The sequence below is a fragment of the Mesorhizobium sp. KR1-2 genome, assembly GCF_040045035.1.
Lineage (GTDB): Bacteria > Pseudomonadota > Alphaproteobacteria > Rhizobiales > Rhizobiaceae > Pseudaminobacter.
The window spans coordinates 194,916-218,272 of record NZ_JBDZDS010000001.1; the positions used below are offsets into that span (position 1 = coordinate 194,916).

Annotated in this window: 17 protein-coding genes and 1 tRNA gene; 12 read left to right on the forward strand and 6 right to left on the reverse strand. The window is 63.9% G+C overall.

From position 1 onward, the window contains the following. The first annotated feature begins 68 nt into the window (after positions 1–68). The gene (neuC, locus tag ABLE85_RS00980; RefSeq protein WP_348790824.1) at positions 69–1,238 is read left to right on the forward strand and encodes a UDP-N-acetylglucosamine 2-epimerase; all 1,170 of its coding nucleotides are present in this window, start codon (positions 69–71) and stop codon (positions 1,236–1,238) included. A gap of 8 nt (positions 1,239–1,246) precedes the next feature. Here the strand turns inward: neuC and ABLE85_RS00985 are convergent, their stop codons facing one another. Both ABLE85_RS00985 and ABLE85_RS00990 read right to left on the reverse strand, forming a co-directional pair. Continuing rightward, the gene (locus ABLE85_RS00985) at positions 1,247–2,398 is read right to left on the reverse strand and encodes an aminotransferase class I/II-fold pyridoxal phosphate-dependent enzyme (protein ID WP_348790825.1); all 1,152 of its coding nucleotides are present in this window, start codon (positions 2,396–2,398) and stop codon (positions 1,247–1,249) included. A 126-nt stretch (positions 2,399–2,524) separates the two neighbouring features. After that, a tRNA-Gly gene (locus ABLE85_RS00990) sits at positions 2,525–2,598 on the reverse strand. A gap of 152 nt (positions 2,599–2,750) precedes the next feature. Between ABLE85_RS00990 and ABLE85_RS00995 the strand changes: the two genes are divergently transcribed. Both ABLE85_RS00995 and ABLE85_RS01000 read left to right on the forward strand, forming a co-directional pair. After that, the gene (locus ABLE85_RS00995; protein ID WP_348790826.1) at positions 2,751–3,014 is read left to right on the forward strand and encodes a DUF6460 domain-containing protein; all 264 of its coding nucleotides are present in this window, start codon (positions 2,751–2,753) and stop codon (positions 3,012–3,014) included. A 102-nt stretch (positions 3,015–3,116) separates the two neighbouring features. Next, the gene (locus ABLE85_RS01000; RefSeq protein ID WP_348790827.1) at positions 3,117–4,463 is read left to right on the forward strand and encodes an MATE family efflux transporter; all 1,347 of its coding nucleotides are present in this window, start codon (positions 3,117–3,119) and stop codon (positions 4,461–4,463) included. Between the two features lie 5 nt (positions 4,464–4,468). Here ABLE85_RS01000 and ABLE85_RS01005 read toward each other — a convergent pair whose 3' ends face one another. Further along, positions 4,469–5,557 (reverse strand): quinone-dependent dihydroorotate dehydrogenase, encoded by a 1,089-nt coding sequence (locus ABLE85_RS01005; RefSeq protein ID WP_348790828.1) that lies wholly within the window; start codon positions 5,555–5,557, stop codon positions 4,469–4,471. Next, positions 5,557–5,904, reverse strand: a complete 348-nt coding sequence (locus ABLE85_RS01010) for a DUF952 domain-containing protein (protein WP_348790829.1) — start codon at positions 5,902–5,904, stop codon at positions 5,557–5,559. Before ABLE85_RS01010 ends, ABLE85_RS01005 begins: the two co-directional genes overlap by 1 nt. Positions 5,905–6,018: 114 nt before the next feature. Between ABLE85_RS01010 and ABLE85_RS01015 the strand changes: the two genes are divergently transcribed. Together ABLE85_RS01015 and ABLE85_RS01020 are read left to right on the forward strand one after the other, a co-directional pair. Next, positions 6,019–6,486, forward strand: coding sequence for a hypothetical protein (locus tag ABLE85_RS01015; RefSeq protein ID WP_348790830.1), 468 nt, complete (start codon positions 6,019–6,021; stop codon positions 6,484–6,486). Positions 6,487–6,647: 161 nt separating this feature from the next. Further along, positions 6,648–7,307: a response regulator transcription factor gene (locus ABLE85_RS01020; RefSeq protein WP_348790831.1), complete on the forward strand. Its 660-nt coding sequence runs from the start codon at positions 6,648–6,650 to the stop codon at positions 7,305–7,307. 8 nt (positions 7,308–7,315) lie between these two features. On the opposite strand, the gene ABLE85_RS01025 is transcribed toward ABLE85_RS01020, so the two are convergent. After that, positions 7,316–10,807: a PAS domain-containing hybrid sensor histidine kinase/response regulator gene (locus ABLE85_RS01025; protein ID WP_348790832.1), complete on the reverse strand. Its 3,492-nt coding sequence runs from the start codon at positions 10,805–10,807 to the stop codon at positions 7,316–7,318. Between the two features lie 259 nt (positions 10,808–11,066). On the opposite strand from ABLE85_RS01025, the gene mscL reads away from it, so the two are divergent. Continuing rightward, positions 11,067–11,486, forward strand: coding sequence for a large conductance mechanosensitive channel protein MscL (gene mscL, locus ABLE85_RS01030; RefSeq protein ID WP_348791424.1), 420 nt, complete (start codon positions 11,067–11,069; stop codon positions 11,484–11,486). Positions 11,487–11,599: 113 nt separating this feature from the next. Further along, on the forward strand, positions 11,600–12,766 hold the full coding sequence (locus ABLE85_RS01035) for a pyridoxal phosphate-dependent aminotransferase (RefSeq protein ID WP_348790833.1): 1,167 nt from the start codon (positions 11,600–11,602) through the stop codon (positions 12,764–12,766). A 30-nt stretch (positions 12,767–12,796) separates the two neighbouring features. Here ABLE85_RS01035 and hemA read toward each other — a convergent pair whose 3' ends face one another. Further along, complete coding sequence (gene hemA, locus ABLE85_RS01040; RefSeq protein WP_348790834.1) at positions 12,797–14,074, reverse strand: 5-aminolevulinate synthase; 1,278 nt, start codon at positions 14,072–14,074, stop codon at positions 12,797–12,799. Positions 14,075–14,308: 234 nt separating this feature from the next. Here hemA and galE point away from each other — a divergent pair, with 234 nt between their 5' ends. From galE to mprF, 5 genes are all read left to right on the forward strand, one after another. Beyond that, positions 14,309–15,307, forward strand: a complete 999-nt coding sequence (galE, locus tag ABLE85_RS01045; RefSeq protein ID WP_348790835.1) for a UDP-glucose 4-epimerase GalE — start codon at positions 14,309–14,311, stop codon at positions 15,305–15,307. Positions 15,308–15,564: 257 nt separating this feature from the next. After that, positions 15,565–17,022, forward strand: coding sequence for a dihydropyrimidinase (gene hydA, locus ABLE85_RS01050; RefSeq protein WP_348790836.1), 1,458 nt, complete (start codon positions 15,565–15,567; stop codon positions 17,020–17,022). A 198-nt stretch (positions 17,023–17,220) separates the two neighbouring features. Then, positions 17,221–18,597 (forward strand): AcvB/VirJ family lysyl-phosphatidylglycerol hydrolase, encoded by a 1,377-nt coding sequence (locus tag ABLE85_RS01055; RefSeq protein ID WP_348790837.1) that lies wholly within the window; start codon positions 17,221–17,223, stop codon positions 18,595–18,597. A gap of 391 nt (positions 18,598–18,988) precedes the next feature. Then, positions 18,989–20,512, forward strand: a complete 1,524-nt coding sequence (locus ABLE85_RS01060) for a DegQ family serine endoprotease (protein ID WP_348790838.1) — start codon at positions 18,989–18,991, stop codon at positions 20,510–20,512. 194 nt (positions 20,513–20,706) lie between these two features. Beyond that, on the forward strand, positions 20,707–23,349 hold the full coding sequence (gene mprF, locus ABLE85_RS01065) for a bifunctional lysylphosphatidylglycerol flippase/synthetase MprF (protein WP_348790839.1): 2,643 nt from the start codon (positions 20,707–20,709) through the stop codon (positions 23,347–23,349). Positions 23,350–23,357 lie beyond the last annotated feature (8 nt).

Sequence of the window (23,357 nt, forward strand, 5' to 3'; positions counted from 1 at the left end):
TCAGTCGCGATTGTTGCACCGTCGCGAAAGACGGGGATAAAAATGGCGGGTTGTTGGAGGAAATTTTCATGCGGAAGATCCTTATCGCGACGGTTGGCCGCTCGGACTACGGGGTTTGCCGTCCGGTGATGAACCGTATCGCGACCGAGAGCGGGCTCTGCTACGAGTTGCTGGTGACCGGAGCGCATCTGAGCCAGGCATCCGGCGGCACCATCGACGAAATCGTCAATGATTCCCGTCCAATATCTGGCAGAGTTCCTTTACCCGAAACCCTTGGTGGCCCGCGCCCGACGGCCGAGGCGATGGGCGTGGCGATGGCCGGCAGCGCGCGTGTGTTTGCCGAAAAGCGGCCGGACCTGCTGCTCGTGCTTGGCGACCGCTTTGAGATGTTTGCGGTCGCTTCTGCCGCGGTTCCATTCAACATTCCGATCGCGCATATCCACGGGGGAGAGCTCTCTTTTGGCGCGATCGACGAGGTTTTCCGGCATGCGATCACCAAGATGGCGCATCTGCATTTTGCGGCCACGATGGACTATGCCGACCGCATCGTTCGAATGGGCGAGGAGCCGTGGCGGGTCACGGTCAGCGGCGCGCCATCGCTCGATACCATCCGCGAAGCGCAACTGCCAGACCCGGCCACGCTCGCGCAACGCTTCGGTATCTCTCTCGAGCGGCCGCCGCTTTTGGTGACCTTCCATCCGGTTACCCGGCAGCCGGAGCAGGCGCTGGGGCACGTTTCGGCGCTGCTCAATGCCCTGCGGCAGGTGGACATTCCTGTCGTGCTCACTGCACCCAACGCCGATGCGGGCAGTGACATTATCCGAGCCGAGTATCTGCGCTTCCTTGACGAACGCGCCGACTGCCGTCTGGTCGAGAATTTCGGCGCCTTGAATTACCTTGCCATGCTGCGCGAGGCGGCCGCGGTGATCGGCAATTCCTCAAGCGGCCTCATCGAGACACCTGCGCTCAAGGTGCCCACGGTCAATATCGGCGAACGCCAGCAGGGCCGCACGCGCGCGGCCAATGTCATCGACGTCCCCACCACCGCCGATGAAATCCTTGGCGGCATCCGCAAGGCGCTCGACCCGGCTTTCCGCTCCTCACTCGTCGGGCTGGTCAATCCCTATGGCGACGGTCATGCCGCGGAGCGGATCGTCGAGGTGCTGAAATCCGTCGAACTCGGCCCGCACCTGCTGGCCAAGCGCTTCTACGACGGCCCCGGGAGCGCGGCGAACTGATCCCTGCTTCAGTCTCGCGCCCAGGCGAGAACCGTGCCGATGACCTTCGTCTGATCGGCCTCGGTGAGGTGCGTGGAGCAGGGCAGGGTGACGATGCAGGACCACAGCGCGTCGGTTACCGCCATCTCCGTTCTCGGCGCATCGCGATACGGAGCCTGGCGATGCATCGGCTTCCAGAACGGCCGGGCGTCGATCCCCTGAGCGCGCAAATGGCCACGCAATGCGGCGCTTCTGCGATCCCCGTCTCGAGTCTGGAACGCGAAGCCGGAAAACCAGGCGGCCGACTCTGTATGGGCCGGCTCGGGAAAGGCGCCGAAGCCGTCGATCCGGCCAAGCGCCTCATTGTAGCGCGCGGCGATCCGGCGCTTGGCGGTTACGAAGTCGTCCAGCCGCTCCATCTGCGCGCAGCCCACTGCGGCCTGGAGGTTGGTCATGCGGTAGTTGAAGCCGACGATGTCGTGGTCGTAGTCGGGGCTGGTGCGGGCGGTCGTGGTTAGATGCCTGAAATGTGCCAGAAGACCGGCATCGTTTCCGGCCACCGCGCCGCCGCCACCGGCCGTGGCGGTCTTGTTGCCGTTGAAGGAATACATGGTGAGATCTGCACCAAGGTCGCCCGAGCGCTTGCCCTTGTAGGTCGCGCCGAGGGCTGCCGCGCCGTCGACCACGACTGCCAGGCCTGCCTCGCGCGCCACGGCGGTCAAGGCGTCCATGTCGGCGGGAATGCCGAGCGTGAACACCGGCACCACCGACGAAACGCGCCTGCCGGTGTGGGTGTGGATGCGTTCGCCACCCCGCAGCGATGTGCTTTCAGCAAGTTCCCGTGCAAGCAGTTTCGGATCGAGCGTCCAGCTTTCCGCGTCGACGTCGAAAAGCCATGGCGTCGCGCCGCAGTGGGAGATGGCGTTGGCGGAGGCTATGAACGTGAGGGAGGGACAGATCACCAAGTCGCCGGGACGCACGCCGACCGCAATCAGCGCCGCATGAAGGGCGGTCGTTCCGGCCGATGTTGCCACAGCGCCTCGTGTGCCGGCGGCCGCTGCCACCATGTCCTCGAAGCGCGTCACGAAAGGACCGATGCTGGAGACGAACGACGTCTCCACGCATTCGGCCAGATACTTGGCCTCGTTTCCGGAAATATTGGGGACGCAAAGTGGTATCATGTGGCAACCTTCCGAAACCATCCACTGTTCTACGGCGCGGGCACGGGGACAGGCGACAGGAACGCAGCTTTCTCGGCAAAAAAAACGGCCCCAATTCCGGGCGCATCGGGGTGATTTGCGGAATTCTGGAGCGGGTAGCGGGAATCGAACCCGCGCGTTCAGCTTGGGAAGCTGACAAGCTACCATTACATCATACCCGCGTACCGCTCCGATTATCACGGACACGCGTCGATCGGCAATCGCAAATCTTGGCGCGCGCGCTTTCTGTGGGTAGCGACGCTTGAACGTGCCGCCCGATGTCGCCTATGTGCGCACGAAGGCAATCGTAATGCGAATCGCAGGAGGACGACCCGTGTCCGAATTTACGCGCTTTCTCGGTGACACCCCGCTTCGGATATTCCTCAAGCTGCTCGTGGTGTCGTTCCTGGTGGGCATAGTGATGAGCTATTTCGGCTGGTCGCCCTATGACGTCCTCTACCAGATACGCGATTTCGTGCTGCAGCTCTGGAACATGGGCTTCAAGGCGATAGACCGCTTCGTGGGCTATTTCCTGTTGGGCGCCGCGGTGGTGGTGCCGGCCTTCGTCATCCTGCGGCTGTTCAGCTATCGGCGCTGACTGCCGCTGAAGCTTCGGCTGATACTCTCCTGACATCCTGCCCTTGCGCGGGGCAGGCGGGTGCTGCAAACCGACTTGTCACGCCATACGGAAAGACCCGACGTGGATCAGATCGCATCGACGGCGCTCGGCTCCCGAGCATTCGACGTCAGCAACCGGCTGGTGCTCGCCATCGCCATCCCGATGACGCTCGCCTACATCACCACGCCGATGCTCGGTCTGGTCGACACGGCAGTGGTCGGGCAATTCGGGGATGCCGCCTTGCTCGGCGGGCTGGCGGCCGGGGCGATCATCTTCGACGTGGTCTTCACGAGCTTCAACTTCCTGCGTTCCGGCACAACGGGCCTCGTCGCTCAGGCCTTTGGGCGAGGGGAGGCGCTGGAGGAGCGCGCTGTGTTGCTGCGCGCCTGCGCCATTGCACTCGGCTGCGGCCTCGCGCTCATCCTGCTGGCGCCGCTGGTTGCCGCGCTCGGCGAGTGGTTCATGGGGGCAGAGCCGAGCGTCACGGCGGCGATGGATACCTACATTCGCATCCGGCTGCTTTCGGCGCCCGCATCGCTTCTGAACTACGCCATTCTTGGCTATTTCCTCGGCCGCGGCGAGGCCAAGATGGGGCTGTTCCTGCAACTGGTGCTCAATGGCGTGAATATCGCGCTGTCGGTTCTGCTCGGCCTGCATCTAGGCTGGGGCGTCGAGGGCGTTGCATGGGGCACGGTCTGCGGCGAGGTTGCCACCATGCTGCTCGCCCTGGCGATCATCGCCCGACGCTTCGCAGCAATGCCCAAAATTGTCTGGCGCGAGATTTTCGACGCGGGCGCAATGCGCCGGATGCTGGCGCTCAACGGCGACATCATGATCCGCTCCTTCGTGCTGATGGGTGCGTTCACGCTGCTCACGCGCCAGGCCGCGCAGATCGGCACGCTGACCCTCGCTGCCAACGCTGTGCTGATGCATTTCTTCATGGTGTCGAGCTATTTCCTCGACGGTTTCGCCACCGCTGCCGAGCAATTGGCGGGCAGGGCCGTCGGCGCCCGCTATCTGCCGGCGTTCAACCGGGCTATCAGGCTGACCTCGCTGTGGGGATTTGCACTGGCCGGCGTGGCAAGCGTGGTGGTGCTACTGTTCGGCGAAGGTCTGATCGGGCTGGTCACCACCGCCGAAGCAGTGCAGGCCGAGGCCGCCGCCTACCTGCCGTGGGCCGCCTTCACAGCTCTAAGCGGCGTCATGGCCTTCCAGATGGACGGGGTCTTCATCGGTGCGACCTGGTCGCGCGACATGCGCAACATGATGCTCCTGTCATTCGTGGCCTTCGTCGCGTCGCTCGTGCTGTTCGGCCACTATTTCGGCAATCACGGCCTGTGGGCGGCACTGCACGTGTTTCTCATCGCGCGCGGCCTGAGCCTGCTGTCGATCGTGCCAAGGAACGTGCGCTCGACCTTCGCCGGCTGAGCGAGTCAGTCGAGCGTGCGATCGGCCCAGTGGGCGAGGCGCGTGTCCCTTATCTCGCGCAAGCTGGAAATACCTTCCGCCTCCGCGAAGCGGGCCATGCCTTCAACGACGCGCGCCGGCAGCGCCGGCCCGGCATAGATCATGCTGGTGTAAAGTTGCACCAGATCGGCGCCGGCGCGGATCTTCTCCAACGCGGTGTCGCTCGAGTTCACGCCGCCTACGCCTATGATAGCCCCATCCGGGCCGAGCAGCCGGCGCATCTTGGCCAGCACGATGGTGGAGCGCGCGAACAGCGGCTTGCCGGAGAGACCGCCGGTCTCGTTCTGTTGCGCACTGGCGAGGCGAGGGCGTGAGATCGTCGTGTTGGAGACGATGACGCCTTCGACACCCTTCTCCGTCACCTCGGCGGCGATGTCCTCCAGATCGGCCTCGTGCAGGTCGGGCGCGATCTTGAGGAAGAGCGGCGTCTTGCGCCCAAGTCGCTTCGCCTCGCTTTCGCGTGCGGCCACCACGCGCGACAAGAGTTCGGCCAGGCTTTCGCGCGCCTGCATGTTGCGCAGGCCCGGCGTGTTGGGCGAGGAAATGTTGACGGTGAGATAGCTGGCATAGCGGGCGAAGCGCGTCACGCCGAGCTCGTAGTCGCCGATGCGATCGGCGCTGTCCTTGTTGGCGCCGATGTTCACGCCGACGATGCCGGGGCGTCCGGCGCGGGCGGCAAGACGCTGTTCGCAACGCTCGTGGCCTTCGTTGTTGAAGCCGAGGCGGTTGATCACGGCCTCGTCGTCAGTCAGCCGGAAGATGCGCGGCTTGGGGTTGCCGGGCTGGGCAAGCGGCGTCATCGTGCCGATCTCGGCAAAGCCGAAGCCCAGCCGCAACAGGGCGTCGGGCACTTCGCCGTTCTTGTCGTAGCCCGCCGCCATGCCGAGCGGATTGGGAAAATCGAGCCCGCACAGCGAGACGCGCAGTCGCGGGCTGCTCACCGCCTTGCCCGGGAGCGGAACGCCGCATCGCAGCGCCCTGATCGAAAGCCCATGCGCCGTTTCCGGATCGAAGGTGAAAAGCAGGTTGCGGCCGAGCGCGTCGAAAAGGCTCATCACGCCTCCAGAGCCGGAAACTCATGGGCGCCGCCGGCACCTAGCGGCAGCGGCTTGACCCAGGCCACGGCCCCAAGGTCCAGCGGGGCGAAGAGGTGCGGAAACAGCGCCCCGCCTCGCGAAACCTCATATTTCAGCGCGGGACCAAGCTTCGCCTCGTCGATGGCAATCAGCAACAGGCCGTGCTGCCCGGCAAAATGCTTGGCTGCCGTTTCCCGCACCTGCTCGGCAGTGGAGAAGTGGATGAAGCCGTCTGCGAGGTCCACCGGTGCACCGGTGAAGACACCGGCCGCCTCGGCCTCGCGCCAAAGTAGTTCGGGGCAAATTTTGTAGATGATCTGTCGCATGCGCGCCCTATAGTCCGAAAGCAGCGGTGGGGAAAGGAGGATGCGACCGCCCGCATCCGATTTCCGGCGCAAACGACACGGAGCCTGTTCAGCCGCTTGCCAATGGAGGAAACCATGCGTCCTACTGCCATCGCCCTTGCGGCAGTTCTCGTTTCGCAGGCCGCTAACGGTGCTTACGCTGCCGACGAGCGTTATCAGCTCGAAAAATCTGACCACGGCTACATTCGGATGGACACCCAGACCGGCGGGATGTCGATCTGCGAGGAGCAGGGCGGGCAGTTGGTCTGCAAGCTGGCGGCCGACGAGCGTGATGCCTATCAGGCGCAGATCGAGCATCTCGAAAACGCTGTGAAGGCGCTGGAGAAGCGTGTCACTGCGCTTGAAAGGAACCTGCCCGCGGTACAAGTGCCTGCGCTTCCCTCCGAGGAGGAGTTCGAGAAGGGCATGAACTACATGGAGCGCTTTTTTCGCCGCTTCATGGGTATCGTCAAGGACCTGGAGAAAGACGAGAACAAGCCCGAAGGAACGCCGCAGCAGCAGTCGCCAGGACAAGAAACACCGCTCATGCCGAACAAGGCCTGAGGCGGCGGAGCCGTGGATTTTGTGGCTGCTTTCCAGTCCGGGCCTGCCGGGAGGACCTCTATCGACGCTTATCGCTTGAAAACCCCGCCCATCGCCGCATAATCGCGAGGCTGGATCCGCATCGAACAACAATGACAACGCGGGTTTTGGGGGAGGTTATCTTGCCGTCAGGCTACAAGTTCGTGATCGCGGACGATCACCCGCTTTTTCGCGGAGCGCTCAAGCAGGCGCTCTCGGGCATCGCCAACGTGACCACCATTCTTGAAGCCGGCGATTTCGAATCCACCAAGACACGCGTCGCGGCCAATGAAGACATCGATCTTCTGCTCCTCGACCTGTCGATGCCCGGCGCCAGTGGGCTGTCCGGCCTGGTCTCCCTGCGTGGCGTCCATTCGGAGGTGCCGATGGTGGTGGTCTCTGCCCATGACGATCCGGAGACGATCCGCCGCGCGCTGGAGCTGGGGGCCTCGGGCTTCATCTCCAAGTCCGCCAGCATGGACGAAATCCGCAATGCGGTGCGCACCGTGCTTTCGGGCGGCATCACCACGCCGGACGGGGTCGACCTCGGCGTCGAGCGCGACCCCGAAATTTCCGACCTCATCAAACGCCTGCAGTCGCTGACGCCGCAGCAGGCGCGGGTGCTCGGCATGATGGCCGAGGGGCTCCTGAACAAGCAGATCGCCTTCGAGCTGTCGGTGTCGGAGGCGACCATCAAGGCACATGTCTCGGCCGTGCTGCAGAAGCTCGGCGTCGACAGCCGCACCCAGGCGGTGATCCTGCTTTCAAAGATCGGCAGCGAGCCACTCTCGACAGCGCAATAGCCGACCGCTTACTCCGCGGCTGGCGCCATGCGCCGCTGCCGCATCATCATTGAGCGCAGCACGGCCGGCTTCACCGGCTTGTTGATCACCGGCACCTCCAGCAGGTCGGCGCTGGCCCGAACTTCGTTCGATCGGTCGGCCGTCACCAGCACGGCCGGCGTCTTGCACCCGTAAAGCGCGCGCAGCTTCGTGATCGCCTCGAGGCCGTTCTCGCCGTCGAGGTGATAGTCGGCCAGGATCAGGTCCGGCGCCTTCTCCGGCCGTGTCGCTTCGAAGCCCTGCGAGCCCACATGGCCATTGACTTCGCATCCCCAGCCTTCCAGCAGCAGGCGCATGCCGGCCAGAATGCGCGCGTCATTGTCGATGCAGAACACCGTCAAGCCGTTGAGCGCGGCACCGGCGGCAGGCTGCGGCCCGGCCTCGGCAACGAGGTCCGGCTCCCGCGCCGCCGTCACGGGCAGCAGAACGGAGAAGCGCGTGCCCTGGCCGGAATCGGAATCGATGCGAAGCTCCAGGCGCAGCACCCGCGCGATGCGGTCGACGATCGACAGGCCCAGTCCCAGCCCCTGCGCCTCACGTGCGCCCTCATCGAGGCGGGTGAACTCGCGGAACACGGTGTTGAGCTTATCGCCGGGAATGCCGATACCGGTGTCGATCACCTGAATTTCGGCGAGTTCGCCGCGCCGCCGCACGCCCACCAATATCCTGCCGCTGCGCGTGTATTTGATGCCGTTGGACACAAGGTTCTGCACCAGACGTCGCAGCAGGTTCCGGTCGGTTTCCACCGCTAGAGAAGATGGCACGATGATGAGTTCCAGCTTCTTCTCCGCCGCCAGCGGCTGGAAGTCCGTGCCGATCTGGCGCAGCAATCCGTCGAGGCGGAACACGCTTTCCACGGGCTTCATCGCGCCTGCGTCGAGTCGTGAGATGTCGAGGACCGCGCCGAGAATGGTTTCCACCGACTCGAGCGCGGATTCGATGTTGATGGCCGCGTTGCCGGCCGGCCCGCTGCCCGCCATCTCGATCAGCGACGAGCAGTAGAGACGGGCGGCGTTGAGCGGCTGGAGGATGTCATGGCCGGCCCCGGCCAGGAAGCGCGTCTTGCCCAGATTGGCCTCCTCGGCGAGCATCTGCGCCTGCGCCAGTTCCTCATTGACGTGCATGAGTTCGGCCGTGCGGTCGCGCACGCGCTGCTCCAGCGATTCATTGGCGCGCTTGAGCGCGAGGTCGGCCGCCACGCGGGCGGAGATGTCGGCATAGGTGGCCACGATGCCACCGTCGGGCATCGGGTTGGATCGCAGCTCGATGATGCGCCCGCTGGTCCTGAGCTCCATCTGCCAGGGGCTTTCGAAACTGCTCAGGCGATCGAGAATGATCAGCCGCGCCTCATGTGCGATATCGCCCCGCGTGACCAGAAAGCGCAGGAGCTGGTCGAGCGAGACGCCGACCTGCCCCATGTGGTCGGGCAGGTCGAACAGGGTGCGGTACTGGTGGTTCCAGCAGGTGAGGCGGTAATCCTTGTCGAAGACCGTGATGCCCTGTTCCATCTGGTCGAGCGCGATCTGGAGCAGGTCGCGATTGTGCTGGAGCGCCTCGGTCGCGTCGTCCAGCAGGCGGAAGGTGTCGCGCGAGGCGCTGTCGTGGCGCTTGAACAGCAGCGACAGGATGAGCCGCGCCGAGGACGAGCCGACAGCACTGCCCAGCAGTTGCTCGGAGAAGCGCACCACCTCCATGCTGGCCTGTTCATTGCCGTTGAGCTCTACGCCGTCATTCTGCTCGAAGGTCTGGAAGGAGCGTTCGGTGCGCTCGACGCCCAGATAGCGCGAGATCGTGTCCTTGAGATCGTTGACGGTAACGGCAGTGCGGAAGCGCCGCAGGCTGGGCATCGGGTTGGTGTCGCGCGGCACGAATATCGCCGCCTGGATGCGCTCAAGCGGTACCGAGGCGCGCGACAACGAGCCGAGCACGAAGCAGATCGTGTTGATGGCGAGGCTCCACATCACCCCGTGGTTCAGCGGCTCTGCCAGGGTGCCGAACAGCGCTTGCGGCCGCAGCGCCTCCATGCCGAACAGTCCGTCGACTATGACCGGCGTGTTGGGCGCGGCCAGTGAGGGAAGCAGAAGCGTGTAGGCCCAGACGATGATGCCGGCCGTCATGCCCAATGCCGCGCCGCGGCCGTTGGCGCGCCGCCAGATGAGCCCGCCGACGAAAGCCGGAGCAAATTGCGCGATCGCGGCGAAGGACATCAGCCCGATCGAGGCCAGGCGGGCGTTGTTGGTGCTCTCGCGGTAGTAGAGGAAGGCGGCGAACAGGATGATGAAGATCGAGGCGCGCCTGATGTTGAGGATGAGGCTCGACCAGTCCTCGTTCTCGCTTGGCTGCGACTTGAGCAACCGCCGCACGAACAGCGGAATGAGCAGGTCGTTGGAGATCATGATCGCAAGCGCCACGCTCTCGACGATCACCATCGCAGTCGCGGCCGAAAGCCCGCCGATGAAGGCAATCATGGCAAGCATGTCCCTGTTGCCGAGCAGCGGCACCGACAGCACGTAGAGGTCGCTGCTGGTGCGCGGACCAACCAGGGCCAGCCCGGCGAAGGCAATCGGCAACACGAAGAGATTGATGGCGATCAGATAAAGCGGAAACACCCTGGTGGCGGTGCGCAGTTCGTTCTCGCTGCGGTTCTCCACGATCATCACGTAGAACTGGCGCGGCAGCATGACGATGGCGAAGCCGCTGATCACGGTCGTGACCACCCAGGTGCCCAGCGAAGTGGTGTAGCTCAAGGCCCGCCGCACCTCGGCATTGGCCGCCAGTGTCTCGACCATCTGCGCCGGATTGCCGAACAGGAAGAAGGTGACGATGAGACCGACCGCGAGGAAAGCGGCGAGCTTGACCACGGACTCCACCGCCACGGCCAACACCAGCCCGTCCTGATGTTCTGTCGCGTCGGCATGGCGCGTTCCGAACAGGATGGCGAACAATGCCAGCAGCATCGCCACGATCAGCGAGATGTCGCTGACGAACGGGTCGAAGGAGGGCGGCGCGCCATTGTAGTTCTCGACCATCAGGCTGACCGAGCCGGAGATCGCCTTGAGCTGCAGGGCGATGTATGGCACCGCGCCGACTGTGGCGATCAGCGTGGCGATGCAGGCGACTGCGAAGCTCTTGCCATAGCGCGCGCCCAGGAAATCGGCGATCGAGGTGATCTTCTCGGCCTTTGCAAGCCTCACGATGCGCCTGAGCAGCGGGAAGCCGAAGGCAAAGACGAGGACCGGCCCAATATAGATGGCAAGGAATTCCATCCCCCGCTCGGAGGCCAGGCCCACGGAGCCGAAAAAGGTCCAGGACGTGCAATAGATCGCCAGGCTCAGCGCATAGATGCCGGGACGCGGCCGGCTGGTGCCACGGATCGCCGCCCACCGGTCGCCAAAGCTGGCGATCGCGAAAAGCAGCGTCACATAGGCGACGGCAATGATGACGACGACCCAGCCCTGCACGCTTGAACCAACCTCCCCCCAAGCGTCCGAATAGGATTTCAACCTGAAGGCAAGCACAGCCGGTGGTGCTTGTCGATGCCGTGGCCGCTAAGCCTTTGGTCGAGTTGGGGCCGCTCGTTTGGGCCAGTGGGCCAGTTTCGCCAATAGTGGCGAGTGATTTAGTCGTTTTTCAATTCAGGGTTTTTGTTAAGATGGCGCATCGGCCGACGCCCGAGAGGCGGACATGACGGTTGCGCGGCTGCATTACAAGGAGGGTTCGGTGCTCAAGGAATTTCAGGAATTCATTTCGAAGGGCAATGTGATCGACCTGGCGGTCGGTATCATCATAGGAGGCGCCTTCACCCTGATCGTCAATTCGCTCGTCGGCGATATCGTGATGCCGGTGGTCGGCACCATCTTCGGCGGCTTCGATTTTTCCAACTACTTCCTGTCGCTGTCCTCCAAGGTCACCGCGGACACGTTGGTCGAGGCCAAGAAGCAGGGCGCCGTGTTCGCCTACGGCAACTTCATCACCGTCTTTATCAACTTCCTGATCCTTGCGTTCATCATCTTCCTGATGGTCAAGGGCGTGAACACACTCCGCCGCAGGCTCGTTGCGGAGAAGGCGGCCCAGTCGACCCTGCCCACGCCCGAGATCGAGCTGTTGACGGAGATCCGCGACCTGCTGGCGAAGAAATAGCACTTGCTGGCGCAATGAAATTTCGAAAACCCCGGTCATTCTGGCCGGGGTTTTCTGTTTGATGGCCAGCTAATCACTCGGTTAAGAAGTTCCATTCAACGTCAGGATGCGACATGACCCTGCTTGAAAATCTGCGACGCGAAGCCCAACTTGCCCCGGAAAGCGGAATCTCCGCCGTTGCCGGCTATGGCCGCGGGCGCGAGGGCCTGATCCCGCTCTGGACGGGCGAGGGCGATCTTCCCACGCCGGCCTTCATCTCCGATGCCGCGACGCGGGGCCTGCGCGACGGCGAAACCTTCTACACCTGGCAACGTGGCATTCCGGAATTGCGCGAGGCACTGGCTCGCTACCACCAGCGGCATTTCGGGCGTGAATTCGCGGCCGAAGAGTTTCTCGTCACCGGCGGCGGCATGCAGGCCATACAGCTCGCGCTCCAGGCTACCGCCGGAGCTGGCGACGAGGTCATCTATCTCAGCCCTGCCTGGCCGAATTTTCCGGGCGCCGCAGGCGTCGCCGGCGCCCGACCGGTCGCGGTACGGCTCGACCTTTCCGACAATGGATGGTCCTGCGACGTGGGCAAGCTCGAGGCGGCCGTCACTCCGCGTACAAAGGCGATCTTCCTCAACAGCCCGTCCAATCCAACCGGATGGACGGCGAGCATGGACGAGCTGAAGGCCGTGCTTGACCTTGCACGCCGGCACGGGCTCTGGATCATCGCCGACGAGATCTATGCCCTGTTCTACTATGGCGACGTGCGCGCGCCTTCCTTCATGGATTTCATGGAGGACGAGGACCGCATCATCTTCGTCAACACATTTTCCAAGAACTGGGCGATGACCGGCTGGCGGATGGGCTGGTTGCGCATGCATCCGTCGCTGCAGCAGACCTTCGAGAACCTCATCCAGTATTCAACCTCGGGGGTGGCCCAGTTCATGCAGCGCGGCGGCGTCTCCGCGCTCGAGCACGGCGATGGGTTCCTGGCCTCGCAGATCGAGCGGGCGCGGCAGGCGCGCGACATCGTCTGCGGTATCCTCGCGGAAACCGGGCGCGCGCGCGTCATCGCCCCGCAGGGCGCGTTCTATCTGTTCTTTTCCATCGACGGCATCGAGGAATCGCGCAGCGCCGCCTTCGATATCATTGACCAAGCCAATGTCGGGCTTGCGCCCGGCACGGCGTTCGGGGAGGGGGGAGATGCCTTCTTCAGGCTCTGCTTCCACCGCCGCCTCGACCAGCTCGAGGAGGCGGCAACGCGGCTTGCGGAGTGGATCCGCAAGCGCTGAACGCGGATTTCAGGAAAGCGGGGCGGCGGCTCAGCCGCCTGACTTGGGCACCAGCAGAGGGATGATCCGCTCGGACTTGGCCACCGATGGCTGGTCCGACGTGCGGTAGGGAATGCCGAGCGCATCCCAGGTCTCGGTCAGCGCGTCCCGCAGCGTCTCGATAAGCTCGTCGGTGTGGAACGGCGTCGGCGTGATGCGCAGCCGCTCGGTGCCACGCGGCACGGTCGGGTAGTTGATCGGCTGGATATAGATGCCATGCACGCCGAGAAGCCGGTCGGACGCCATCTTGCAGAGCTCCGGATCACCCACCAGAATCGGTACGATGTGGGTTTCGGACGGCATCACTGGCAGGCCGGCCTCGCCAAGCACGCGCTTGGTCTGGGTTGCCTGACGTTGCTGTGCGTCACGCTCCTCCTGGGACGTCTTGAGGTGACGGATCGAGGTCGCCGACGCCGCGGCGATCGCCGGCGGCAGCGCGGTGGTGAAGATGAAGCCCGGCGCGTAGGAGCGCACGGCGTCAACCACGGCGCTGGTGCCGGTGATGTAGCCGCCCAGCGTGCCGAAGGCCTTGGCCAGCGTGCCCTCGATAATGTCGATGCGGTGCGCCAGCCCCTCACGCTCGGTGATGCCGCCGCCGCGCGCGCCGTACATGCCCACCGCATGGACCTCGTCGATATAGGTCATGGCGTTGTACTTCTCGGCGAGGTCGGCGATCTCGGCGATCGGCGCGATGTCACCGTCCATCGAATAGACGGACTCGAACACGATCAGCTTGGCGCGCTCGCGTCCGGCCGCCTGCAGCAGGCTCTCCAGATGCGCGACGTCGTTGTGGCGGAAGATCTTCTTCTCGGCGCCCGAGCGGCGCACGCCCTCGATCATCGAGGCGTGGTTCAGTTCGTCCGAGAGGATCAGGCAGTTCGGCAGGAGGCGAGCGATGGTCGAGATCGAGGCCTCGTTCGAAACAAAGCCGGACGTGAACACCAGCGCCGATTCCTTGCCATGCAGGTCGGCGAGCTCAAGCTCGAGCTCGACCAGCGGATGGTTGGTGCCGGAGATGTTGCGCGTGCCGCCGGCGCCCGAGCCCATCTGGCCGGCCGTCTGCTGGAAGGCCTCAATCACACTCGGGTGCTGACCCATGCCGAGATAGTCGTTGGAGCACCAGACGGTGATTTCGTGGGCCTGGCCATTCGACCGGTGTATTGCGCGCGGGAACCTGCCTACGATACGTTCAAGATCGGCAAAGACGCGGTAGCGTCGTTCGGCATGAAGCTGGTCGATCGCTTCTTCGAAAAATCGCTGATAGTTCATCATGGCTTCCCGGATTTCGGCAGGATCATAAAGACGGCGTGCTTTTCAGTCCATTCCATGAATGCGGTCAAAATGCCACGGCGCCCGGGTCGGAACATAGGGGCGCGGATCCTCGCTTCCTTGATTCAGATCAAGGGGAGGGGGAGCGCTTGGACCATTCGTCTTTTGCACTATGCGGTGGCTTTCGGGCCAAAATTCCAATACTGAATCGGGACATAGGATAGGGGTGGGGCAATGACCGTTCTCGTGACAGGCGGCGCTGGATATATCGGCAGCCACATGGTCTGGGAGCTGCTCGATGTCGGCGAGAAGGTCGTCGTGGTCGACCGTCTGTCGACCGGATTTGAATGGGCGGTGGCCCCCGAAGCAAAGCTCGTTGTCGGTGACGTCGGCGATGCCGAACTGATCGGCTCGGTCATTCGCGAGCACGCGGTCAATGCCATCATCCATTTTGCCGGCTCGATCGTCGTGCCCGAATCGGTCGCGGACCCGCTGGCCTATTACGAAAACAACACCTCCAAGACGCGCACGCTTGTCGAGACCGCTGTACGTGCGGGTGTGCCGCATTTCATCTTTTCCTCCACCGCCGCCGTCTACGGCGCGGCCGGGCTGGAGCCGGTGCGGGAGGACGCGCGCCTGGCGCCCGAGTCGCCTTACGGCCTGTCCAAGCTGATGAGCGAATGGATGCTGCGCGACGCCGCCGCTGCCCATAGCCTGCGTTACACGGCGCTGCGCTATTTCAACGTCGCCGGTGCCGATCCCAAGGGACGCACGGGGCAGTCCACGCCCGGTGCCACCCACCTGATCAAGGTTGCGTGCCAGACGGCGCAAGGCAAGCGTGCCTCCATGCAGGTGTTCGGCAGCGACTATCAGACGCCGGACGGCACCTGCGTGCGCGACTACATCCATGTGAGCGACCTCGCGCATGCCCATTACCTGGCCCTGCAGCGCCTGCGCGCCGGCGAGGGCAACCTGGTGGCCAATTGCGGCTACGGCCATGGCTATTCCGTGCTTGAGGTGATCGAGGCCGTCCGGCGCGTCCATGGCGCCGACTTCGAGGTCACGATCGGGGAGCGCCGGCCCGGCGATGCCGCCGCCGTCGTCGCCAATTCCGACCTTGCGCGCCGTGAGTTCGGCTGGCAGCCGCGCCACGACGATCTCGACGGCATCGTGGCCGAGGCACTGACCTGGGAGCGGATTTTGGCGGGCAAGAACTCCGTCAACGGCGTCTAGGCACCTGCGCTTTCTCGAAAGCCTCACCGAACCTTTGCGGGGATTCCCTGCATACGCCATCCGCGCCTGCGGTCTCTTGGCCGTGAGAACAAAAGACACTTTCCGGCGGCCCGAAAGTCGCTAAGGTGGCCCAATAAAATGCGTGTCGGCGGGTGATTACAGCTGCACCGAAACACGCCACCTTGGACAAGAACGAGCAGCCTGCGCGGGGAACACGCAGCGACTGCCGGCAGGACAGAAAGAGGAAGGAGACCGTAATGTCGAAAGTGATCAAGGGCGGCACCATCGTTGCCGCCGACAGGACCTACGAGGCCGATATCCTGATCGAGGGCGAACGCATCTCGGCGATCGGCAAGGGGCTTTCCGGCGATACGGTGATCGACGCCGAGGGCGCCTACATCATGCCGGGCGGCATCGATCCGCATACCCATCTCGAAATGCCCTTCATGGGCACCACGGCCGCCGAAACCTGGGAAAGCGGCACCTTCGCCGCGCTCTCTGGCGGCACCACGACGGTGGTCGACTTCGTCATCCCCGGCGAGGGCGGCATGCTCGCGGCGCTGGAGGAGTGGGAGAATAGGGCATCGCGTCAGGCGTCGTCCGACTATTCCTACCACATGTGCGTCACCAGCTGGTCGGAGCAGATCTTCTCCGACATGGCCAAGGTGGTGGACCGGGGCATCAACACCTTCAAGCACTTCATGGCCTACAAGGGCGCGCTGATGGTGAACGACGACGAGATGTTCGCCTCATTCCAGCGCTGTGCGGCCCTGGGCGCACTGCCGCTGGTGCACGCTGAGAACGGCGACATCGTTGCGGCGCTGCAGCAGAAATATATCGACTCCGGCGTCCCCGGACCCGAGGCGCACGCCTATTCGCGTCCGCCCGAGGTCGAGGGCGAGGCGACCAACCGCGCCATCATGATCGCCGACGCAGCCGGGGTGCCGGTCTATATCGTGCACGTCTCCTGCGAGCAGAGCCACGAGGCAATCCGGCGCGCACGGCAGAAGGGCATGCGCGTCTATGGCGAGCCGCTGATCCAGCACCTGACGCTTGACGAGAGCGAATACCAGAACCCTGACTGGATGCACGCCGCCCGCCGCGTCATGTCCCCGCCGTTCCGCAACAAGCTTCATCAGGACAGCCTGTGGGCGGGCCTTGCCGCCGGCTCGCTGCAGGTGGTGGCCACCGACCACGCCGCCTTCACCAGCGAGCAGAAGACGCTCGGCCTCGACGATTTCCGCAAGATCCCGAACGGCACCGGCGGGCTCGAGGACCGCATGCCTGTGCTGTGGACGCGCGGTGTCGAGACAGGCCGGCTGACCATGAACGAGTTCGTGGCCGTCACCTCCACCAACATCGCCCAGATCCTCAACATCTACCCGCAGAAGGGCGCGATCCTGCCCGGCTCCGACGCCGACCTGGTGGTTTGGGACCCAAAACTATCCAAGACGATCTCCGCCGCCAACCAGAAGTCGATCATCGACTACAACGTCTTCGAAGGCTTCAAGGTCAACGGCCTGCCGCGATACACGCTGTCGCGTGGCGACGTCGTCTGGTCTCACGGCCAGAACGACCAGCCGCAGCCCGGTCGCGGCAAGTTCGTCAAGCGCCGGCCGTTCCCGGCAGTCAACCAGGCGCTGTCGCGGTGGAAGGAGATCACTGCTCCGCGCGCAGTCACCCGTTCGGCCGAGCATATGCCGATCGGCGTCTGAGGACACACAAGATCGGTCAGGCAAACCCGGCGACTCGCGTCGCCGGGTTTTTCTTTGGCAATGCAAAGCGCCATATTGCCGGCCATTTTGCGCGATCTAGCTGCCGCGCGATGCGGGCTTGACTTATTTCGGCGGGCTGCCTCGACTATGGGCCGGTTCCCGCACCGTCCGGACACTGCCCGTCTTGGAGTTTTGGATGTGAAGCGTTTTCTGGCGTTTCTTCTGGTAGCACTTGGCCTCCTGGGCGTCGAAGGGTCGGCCCCCGGGGTGCAGGTCGACAGCGGTCTCATTTCCGCGCCGCGCATCTTCACGCCGGAACAGATACCGAGCGGCATGGTCTTCCTGTTTTCCGACGCGTCTGGCTGGTCTGCCGCCGACGACGACTTCGCGCAGCACTTGGCCGACAGTGGCGCGATCGTCGTCGGTGTCGACCTGCCGCGATATCTGCAGGCGATCGACAAGGTGCCGGAAGATTGCGCCTATCTCGTCTCGGACATCGAAAACATCAGCCAACAGGCCCAACGCGCCGCGAATGTCGTCAACTACAATCCGCCGATCCTCGCCGGCAGGGGACAGGGAGGCGGACTGGTCATGGCGATCGCCGCGCAGACGCCCGCCGCAACGATCGGGCACACGCTGGCCGTAGACCCGACCGCCAGCGTGCCGTTGGCCAAGACGCTTTGCAGCGGCGCGCCGCGCAAGTCGACGCCACATGGCACCGTTTACGACCTTGCCAAGGGCGATCTGCCCAATCCCATCGACGTTACCTTCACGCCGGAGGCCCAGCCCGAAGGGCGCAGCCACATCGAGGATCTGCGCAACCAGGGCTTCGGCATTGACGTCAAGGATGCATCCGTCTCTGCACAGGCGGCCTTGGAAGCCTCGGTGACGGCATTGGTCGGGGCGCCCGCCGAGGCGGACGCGATCAGCGACATGCCAATCGTTACGCTGCCGGCGACGCCGACCCACGATACGATGGCGATTGTTTATTCCGGTGACGGCGGTTGGCGCGACCTCGACAAGACTCTTGCCGGCATCCTGCAGTCCAAGGGCGTGCCGACCATCGGTGTGGACTCGCTTCGCTATTTCTGGTCGGCCCGCTCGGCGCAGGATGTGGCCAAGGATCTCCAGCAATTGATCGCTACCTACCGCGCGCGATGGAAGGTCAAGCATGTCGTCCTGATCGGCTATTCCTTCGGCGCCGACATCCTGCCGGCCACTTTCAACGCTCTCGACGAGGCCGATGCACAGCAGGTCAAGCAGATTTCGCTGCTGGGCTTCTCGCCAAACGCCTCCTTCGAGATTTCCGTAGCGGGCTGGCTCGGTTCGTCGAGTTCGGATGCCGTGCCCACACTGCCGGAGCTTGCCAGGATCAACCCCAGCCTCGTCCAGTGCATCTACGGCGAGGATGAGGACGACACCGCCTGCCCCGGGCTTTCCGGCGGCCTGATCGAGACCATCAAAACGTCTGGCGGGCACCATTTCGATGGCGACTATGCCGGCCTGGCTGAAAAGATCATCGACGGGCTGACGCGCCGCCTCGGCCAGGAAACGGGAACGAATCCAAAAGGATAGTAGCCCGGGAAGTCGGCAGCAAAGTACAGCACCGATCGGCAAGAGATTCGCGACCTGGCCCGATCGCCCGGAGGTCTCCTTCGTAGCAATGCCAGGCATGACAGCCAAGCATCACGACGACCGGCTTTCGGTTATCCGGACGCGGAGGCGCAGGTGCCGTAGGATCTTCCGCTCTACTTTCGATGAGCGCAGGACGAATGGGAATTAAATCTTCGTAATGTGCCGAAAAGCTCTAAATTACGGCAAGCTCGCGCCCTAACTAGTCACTTATCGAACGGTCCGTGGCGGAGCAGCGAGACCCCCCATCCCGGGTCTTCGATACGTCGAATAGACGGTTCCGGCTTGGAATACGCCACGGCGCTCAGTCCAACTCTCGTAGGGACCACGCAAAATGTCCTCCACAATCCTTCGCAGACATCGTGTTGCCGCTTTGCTTGGCGCCGCACTGATCGCTAGCCCGCTGTTGTTGTCGCCTGTCCTCCGGGCCGAGGCGCATGCAACTCTTCCCATCACGCCTGTTGCGGGCATCGTAGCCCCCGGCGGTTCGTTCGCGCCCATTGTCTCGGCCGACAAGCCGGCGGTGGTCACGATCTCGACCAAGATGAGTGTCGCTTCCGACAACAGTAGCCCTACGCCCTTCGAACGGGGGTCGCCCTTTGATGAGTATTTCCGCCAGTTCTTCGGCGATCAGGGCACTCCGCAGATGCCGCAGCGCCGACCCCAGAGTGAACAGGCCGAAGCGCTCGGGTCGGGCTTCATCATCGACCCCAACGGCACAATCGTCACCAATAACCACGTCGTCGAAGGAGCTTCCGAGATCAAGGTTGTCCTCGACGACGGCACCGAGATGCCGGCGACCCTCGTGGGACGCGATTCAAAGACCGACCTTGCGGTGATCAAGGTCAAGACGGACAAGCCGTTACCGACGTTGAAGTGGGGGGATTCCGATAAGACCATGACTGGCGATCAAGTGCTGGCGATCGGTAACCCGTTCGGCATTGGCACCACGGTCACAGCCGGCATCGTTTCGGCACGCGGGCGCGACTTGCACAGTGGGCCGTATGACGACTTCATCCAGGTCGACGCCGCAATCAACCACGGCAATTCGGGCGGCCCGCTCGTTGGCCTGGACGGCACGGTGATAGGCATCACCTCGGCCATCTACTCGCCCAATGGCGGTAATGTCGGCGTGGGCTTCGCGATCCCCTCCAGTGAGGCCGAGCCCGTCGTGGCCAAGCTGATCCAGAGTGGCTCGATCGAGCACGGCTTCATCGGCGTCCAGATCCAGCCGGTGACCCCGGACGTCGCCAATGCGATCGGCCTTGCCGACGCGTCGGGTGCACTCGTCGCACATGTCAGCGACGGCTCTCCGGCTGCAGCGGCAGGCTTGAAGACTGGCGACGTCATTACCAGCTTCGGCGGTCACGACATCAAGGACCCGCGGGCACTGTCCCGTGCCGTTGCCGACGTTACGCCTGGCACCAAGGAGGACGTCACCGTCTTGCGCAACGGCAAGAGTGAGAATCTCGCGATCACTGTGGGCAGCAGCGATAACGAGCAGAAGCCGGTCTTGGCCGACACAGCGCCCAGCCAGTCGCCTGAAGGTAGCTACAACGTGCCGAGCCTTGGGCTGTCGTTGGGCGATGTAACTTCCGAGGTGCGGCAAGAGTTGAACCTGTCTCCTGGCGAGAAGGGCGCCGTGGTCGCCAGCGTCAATCCTGACAAGCCTGGCGGCCAGCAGGGCCTGCGCGAGGGCGATGTGATCGTCTCGGTCAATCAGGTCCCCGTGAAGAATGCCAAGGAAGCAAGCCGCGCGGTGGCCGAAGCCAGCAAGTCGGGCAAGAAATCGGTTCTGCTGCTTGTTCAGCGCGGTGACCAGCAGACCTTCATCGCCGTGCCATTCAACCACGCTTGACCGCGTTGTGATCCTGTTGCCGCCCGGAAAGTTCCTTCGGGCGGCATTTTTTGCCCATCCTTTCGCCGAATGCCCCCAAAAAGCCGTGAGGAAATTGACTAACACCCTCGTCTAAGGCGAAATCGGGATTTCTGCGGATCCGACGCCGAGCATAGACGTTGTGGAAGTCTTCGCGTGGAGGCGGTTGTTCGTTGATGAGTGGACGCTCTGTCGAGAAAGCAGGCCTTTTCCGGCGCGTGAGCGGCTATGTGGGCCCCGTTGCGGCGGTGGTCGTGACGGTCGTGGCGTTATGGCTGTTCCACCAGATGACGGCCGGTCTGCGCCTGGAAGACATCAAGGCGGCAATTGGCGCGATGCAGTGGTCGGCCATCCTGCTCGCGCTTCTCGCCACCTGCGCCAGCTACAGCGCGCTTGCGACATATGACATCGTCGCCTGCCATATCGTCGCGCCGGGCAAGGTTCCTTGGCGCAACGCCGCGCTCTCAGGCATGAGCGGCTACGCATTCTCGAATTTCCTCGGCTTTCATCTCTTCACCGGGGGCGCGGTGCGTTTCCGCACCTATTCGCGCAGCGGCCTCGACGCAGGCGAAATCGGCCAGGTGGTGCTGCTGAGCTGGATGGGGTTGTGGCTGGCGTTCACGGCGCTTGTCGGCTTGGCCCTGCTTCTCGATCCCGACGGCGTTCCGCTCCTCAGCCTGCTGCACGACGCAGCGGATCGTGCCGTCGGGCTGGCGGTGCTCGCGGTGCTGATCGGACTATTCGTGTTCGCTGGCCCGCAAGGTCGCGAATTGCGGCTGTTTGCGTGGCGTGTACCGTTGCCGCCGCGCAGGATGCTGCTGCTGCAACTGCTGGTCGGGGTGCTCGACCTGCTGGCTTCCGCGGCGGTGCTTTATGTGCTGTTGCCGCCCGACGTGCAGCCTGGGGCCGCACTGTTTCTCACCATCTATATGAGCGCGGTCATCCTTGGTTCTATCAGCCATGTGCCCGGCGGCATCGGCGTCTTCGAGGCTACGCTGATCGCGGGCCTGGGCCTGCAGGGGCGCGCCGACATACTGGCGTCGCTGCTGGCCTATCGGCTCATCTACTACTTCCTGCCGTTTCTCATCGCGTTGGTGGTCCTGGCCGCCGCCGAGGCCGGCATCGTTCGCGGCAAGATCGCCGCCCGCTTCGTCGGTCCGACCAGGGCGATCAAGGCGCTGGTGCCGATGGTGGCTGCCACCGTGGTGTTCATCTCAGGCTTCGTGCTGCTGCTGTCGGGCGCCACGCCGGGAGTGCCGGACCGTCTCGAGACCCTGGAAGACTGGCTGCCGCTTTCGATGGTGGAGTCCTCGCACTTTCTCGGCAGCCTGGTGGGGCTGGCGCTGCTGGTCGTTGCCCATGGTCTTCAGCGTCGGCTGTTTTCGGCGTGGGTGGTTGCGGTTGCCATGCTTTTTGCCGGGGCGCTGCTGTCGCTGGTGAAGGGACTGGACTGGGAGGAGGCGCTTACGCTCGCCCTTGCCGCAATGTTCCTGCTGCTGTCGCGCGAGGCCTTCTATCGACGCACGCCGCAGCGCATCACCCGGCTGTCCTGGGAATGGCTGGGACTGGTGGCGCTGACGCTGGTCGCGACCACCTGGCTCGGCTTTTTCTCCTATAGCCATGTGGAGTATTCCAACGAGCTGTTCTGGCAATTCGCCTGGAACGGCGAGGCGCCGCGCTTCCTGCGGGCAACCGTCGGCCTCGTCGTTGCCAGCGTCGCGCTCGGCGTGGCGGTGGCGATCCATCGGCCGCCCGCGAAGTCGAAACGCCGCGCCGAAACGGAGCCCGAGGCGATAGCCGCCGTCATTGCCAACACGCCCGACACGCAGAACAACGTCGCCTTCCTTGGCGACAAGGAGTTCTTGTGGTCGCCCGACGGCTCGGCCTTCCTGATGTATGGGCGGGCGGGGCGTTCGCTGGTTTCCATGGGCGATCCGGTGGGCGATCCCGAGCAGGTCGAGGACCTGGTCTGGCAGTTCCGGGACATGGCCGATCGCGAGGCGGCCCGTGCCGTCTTCTATGCGGTACGGCCCGACAACCTGCCGCTCTATGTCGACATGGGCTACGCACTGCTCAAGCTTGGCGAGGTAGCGCGCGTCGACCTGTCGACCTTCTCGCTGGAGGGGCCGAAGAACCAGGAGCACCGCTATGTCGACCGGCGTGCAACCAAGGAAGGGCTGGTCTTCGACGTCATCCCGCGCGAGGACGTGCCCGGCGCCATGAACGAATTGCGGAGCGTATCCGACGCCTGGCTGCAGGAGAAAGGCGGCAGCGAGAAGGGGTTCTCGCTGGGCCGCTTCGATCCGGCCTATCTCGCTCATTTCGATTGCGCGGTCATGCGCGATGTCAACAACGGCAACCGCATCGTCGCCTTCGCAAACATCTGGCGCAGCGGCGACATGAACGAGATGTCCATCGACCTGATGCGCTATCTGCCGGAAGTGTCCAAGGTTCTGATGGACGCGCTGTTCGTGCGGCTGCTTCTCTACGCCAAGGAGGAGGGCTATCGCTGGTTCAATCTCGGCGCGGCGCCGCTGTCGGGCCTTGCGGACCATGCGCTGGCCTCGCGCTGGAACCGCATGGCGACTTTCGTCTTCCGGCACGGCGACGATTTCTACCATTTCGAGGGCCTTCGCGCCTTCAAGGAGAAGTTTTCTCCTGTGTGGACCCCCCAATATCTCGCCTGCCCGGGTGGCTTGAATATTCCCCAGGTGCTGCTCGACGTAAATGCCCTGATTTCTGGTGGCATCGGCCGCTTGATCGGCTCCAGTTCCCGGCGCCCGAAGCGCAAGCGCGTGAGGGCAGCCCAGATGGCCTAGCCGGATCT

Bases quoted from the DNA above. Each gene is read 5' to 3' on its own strand.
- neuC (WP_348790824.1), top strand. From the start codon at position 69: ATGCGGAAGATCCTTATCGCGACGGTTGGCCGCTCGGACTACGGGGTT.
- ABLE85_RS00985 (WP_348790825.1), bottom strand. From the start codon at position 2,398: ATGATACCACTTTGCGTCCCCAATATTTCCGGAAACGAGGCCAAGTAT.
- ABLE85_RS01005 (WP_348790828.1), bottom strand. From the start codon at position 5,557: ATGAGCCTTTTCGACGCGCTCGGCCGCAACCTGCTTTTCACCTTCGAT.
- ABLE85_RS01010 (WP_348790829.1), bottom strand. From the start codon at position 5,904: ATGCGACAGATCATCTACAAAATTTGCCCCGAACTACTTTGGCGCGAG.
- ABLE85_RS01015 (WP_348790830.1), top strand. From the start codon at position 6,019: ATGCGTCCTACTGCCATCGCCCTTGCGGCAGTTCTCGTTTCGCAGGCC.
- ABLE85_RS01035 (WP_348790833.1), top strand. From the start codon at position 11,600: ATGACCCTGCTTGAAAATCTGCGACGCGAAGCCCAACTTGCCCCGGAA.
- hemA (WP_348790834.1), bottom strand. From the start codon at position 14,074: ATGAACTATCAGCGATTTTTCGAAGAAGCGATCGACCAGCTTCATGCC.
- galE (WP_348790835.1), top strand. From the start codon at position 14,309: ATGACCGTTCTCGTGACAGGCGGCGCTGGATATATCGGCAGCCACATG.
- hydA (WP_348790836.1), top strand. From the start codon at position 15,565: ATGTCGAAAGTGATCAAGGGCGGCACCATCGTTGCCGCCGACAGGACC.
- ABLE85_RS01060 (WP_348790838.1), top strand. From the start codon at position 18,989: ATGTCCTCCACAATCCTTCGCAGACATCGTGTTGCCGCTTTGCTTGGC.
- mprF (WP_348790839.1), top strand. From the start codon at position 20,707: ATGAGTGGACGCTCTGTCGAGAAAGCAGGCCTTTTCCGGCGCGTGAGC.